General features: G+C 70.1%; 2 protein-coding genes and 2 pseudogenes. All 4 read left to right on the top strand.

Features of this window, described 5'->3' with window-relative positions; translation table 11 throughout:
* Positions 1-202: pseudogene (locus OO52_RS45310) on the top strand (NAD(P)H dehydrogenase); the annotation flags it as partial.
* Positions 203-434: 232 nt separating this feature from the next.
* Complete coding sequence (locus OO52_RS52375) at positions 435-710, top strand: muconolactone Delta-isomerase family protein (protein ID WP_209439617.1); 276 nt, start codon at positions 435-437, stop codon at positions 708-710.
* A pseudogene (locus OO52_RS52380) lies at positions 649-975 on the top strand (SgcJ/EcaC family oxidoreductase); the annotation flags it as partial. The gene OO52_RS52375 and the pseudogene OO52_RS52380, both read left to right, overlap by 62 nt.
* A 326-nt stretch (positions 976-1,301) precedes the next feature.
* Positions 1,302-1,817 carry a peptide-methionine (S)-S-oxide reductase MsrA gene (msrA, locus tag OO52_RS45325; RefSeq protein WP_030659264.1) on the top strand — a complete coding sequence of 172 codons (516 nt, stop codon included), beginning with the start codon at positions 1,302-1,304 and terminating at the stop codon, positions 1,815-1,817.
* Positions 1,818-2,530: the final 713 nt, after the last annotated feature.

Consider the following 2,530-nt stretch of genomic DNA (forward strand, 5'->3'; position numbering starts at 1 on the left):
CAACTCCGTGCACCACTTCGGCGGCATCATCGTCACGCCGGGCTTCACCGACCCGCAGAAGTTCGTCGACGGCAACCCCTACGGCACCTCCCACGCCGACGGCCAGGGCACCAAGCCCGTCGGCGAGATCACCCGCCTCGCCGCCGCCATCCAGGCCGAACGCGTCGTGAAGATCGCCGCCTCCCTCCGGACCGCCGCCTGACCGGAGCCCCGGACATACCTGTCGGCGCCGTCGCCCGGCCGCCGACAGGTCCGGGACGGCTCGGCTGGACGGGACGGTGCCAGGTGGGTGCCGCGCCGTCCGGCGGTGACCGGCCGAGCTTGTTGTCACCGAGTGATTTCCGCTCGGGTGCCGTGGGGCGGTCGTCCCGCCCCGGAAGCCCATGAAGTCCCGCGGCCCCGCAGTCCCGAAGTACCTGAGAGGACGAACGACGATGAAGGAATTCCTGGTCGTGCTCACCACGACCGTGCCCGAGGGCACCGACCCCGCCGAGGTCGACCGGCGACGCGCGGCCGAAGCCGTCCGGGCCGGGGAACTGGCCGCCACCGGACACCTGTTCCGGCTGTGGCGCCCGGTCGGGGAGCTGCGCAGCGTCGGGGTGTGGCGCGCGGACGACGAGGCCGACCTGCGGGAGAACGTGCTCGGCGGACCAGTGGAAGACCGCGGTCGACGCGCACGAGCCGGAGAAGGTCGCGGCGCTCTTCACTGAGGACGCCATCTTCCAGGGGCTCCATCCCTACAGCGTGGGCCGTCAGGGGGTCGCCGCGTACTACGACTCCCAGCCGATCGGGCTGACGGCCGAGTACCAGGTGCTCGAGACGCGGAGCCTCGCGGACGACGTCCTGCTCGGGTACCTCGACGTCGACTTCCGTTTCACCGACCGGTCGCCCATACATGTCGCACTCAGCGTCGTGCTCCAGCGTGCCTCCGGCCGCTGGTACCTCTCCCACTACCAGGTGACCAGGCTCGGCTGACGCATGTCGCAGACAGGCTCTGCGCCGCCGTGTCATCGGGGGTGCGCGAGCGTTCGGGACGACAGGAAGGTCGTCGTGCCGTGGCCGCCGAGTTGGGGAACGATCACCCGGTAGCCGTGGGTCGCCGGCAGCGGGGGGACGTCGACGTGGGTGTGGATGTCGTAGGGCCGGCCGTGCGGGCAGATGACGACCGGGCCGGGCGGCGCGGGTCCGCCTCGGTGTACCCGACGTTCAGGAGATGTCACCGGTTTGACAGGTGACGCATTGTGCGTCATAGTATTTGTGCATCTCCCCCGGGCGCCGGGGGAGGGGAAGGGTGAGATCTGATGACTGACGTCGAGGAAAGGGCGCTGCTGGCCGGCGGCTGCTTCTGGGGGATGCAGGACCTGATCCGCAAGCTCCCCGGCGTGATCCGTACCCGGGTCGGTTACAGCGGCGACGACGACCTGGCCCATCCCACGTACCGCCGGCACGGGAACCACGCCGAGGCGATCGAGATCGTCTTCGATCCGGCCGTCACGGACTACCGCGCGATCCTGGAGTACTTCTTCCAGATCCACGATCCGACCACGAAGAACCGGCAGGGCAACGACATCGGGGCCAGCTACCGTTCCGCGATCTTCTACCTCGACGAGGAGCAGCGGCGCGTCGCGCTCGACACCATCGCCGACGTCGAGGCGTCGGGGCTGTGGCCGGGGCCGGTGGTGACCGAGGTCGTACCGGCCGGCCCGTTCTGGGAGGCCGAGCCGGAGCACCAGGACTACCTCGAGCGCTACCCGGACGGCTACACCTGCCACTTCCCCCGCCCGAACTGGCGGCTGCCGAAGCGCGCGGAGGCCTGACCACCGCGGGGCGGTGACATCCGCCCGCCATGCGGTACGGACGCGGGGTGAGCCGGTACGGACTCACCCCGCGTCCGCTTTCCGGCTCCGTCCGACCCGTTCGCACGCCACCCGGCCACCGCGAAGGCGAGCCGGGGCGCACGTGTGTCCGCAGCGCACCCCCTGTGACGGCCGGTGTGCTGCCGCGCATGAGGAACCTGGAGGTGGTCCAGCTCCTCGGTTCCGCACACGACCACATGGCTCCGCTGCTGGACCTGGAGCCTCGGGGTACGACCCTGGTGACGGCGCGCGGAATGCGCGGTGAGGCCGCCGCCGAAGTGGGGCGGTCACGCTCCCGCTGTCGCCGGCCAGTGGGCTCGATCGCCTGCGCGCGATCGGAGCTGCTGCGGGACGGGACGTGGCGAACTCGTGGGCACCGACGCACCCCTGCACGAGGTCCGCAGGGGCCGCCTCCGGGCGGTGCTGACCTGACCGACGTCCGGGGCGAGAGCCTGGACGACGTGGTGCGCGTGCTCGGTGTGTACGCCACCCATCCCCACCTGTTTTATTGACGCGTCAATTATCAAATGGTCTACTTGCTGCGACAAGTATGTGCGGCTGTGCCTGAACCGGTTTCAGGCACGGCCGCCCATGGAAAGGCGCCTCATGACCAAGATCGGTATCATCATCGGCAGCACCCGTCCGGGCCGTAACGGTGAAGCCGTCGCTCGCTG

Source organism: Streptomyces flaveolus (assembly GCF_000716535.1).
Classification (GTDB): Bacteria; Actinomycetota; Actinomycetes; order Streptomycetales; family Streptomycetaceae; genus Streptomyces; species Streptomyces flaveolus_A.

What these genes read in the sequence shown, in the direction of transcription:
- msrA (WP_030659264.1), top strand. Translation starts at nt 1,302, where the DNA reads ATGACTGACGTCGAGGAAAGGGCGCTGCTGGCCGGCGGCTGCTTCTGG.
- OO52_RS52375 (WP_209439617.1), top strand. Translation starts at nt 435, where the DNA reads ATGAAGGAATTCCTGGTCGTGCTCACCACGACCGTGCCCGAGGGCACC.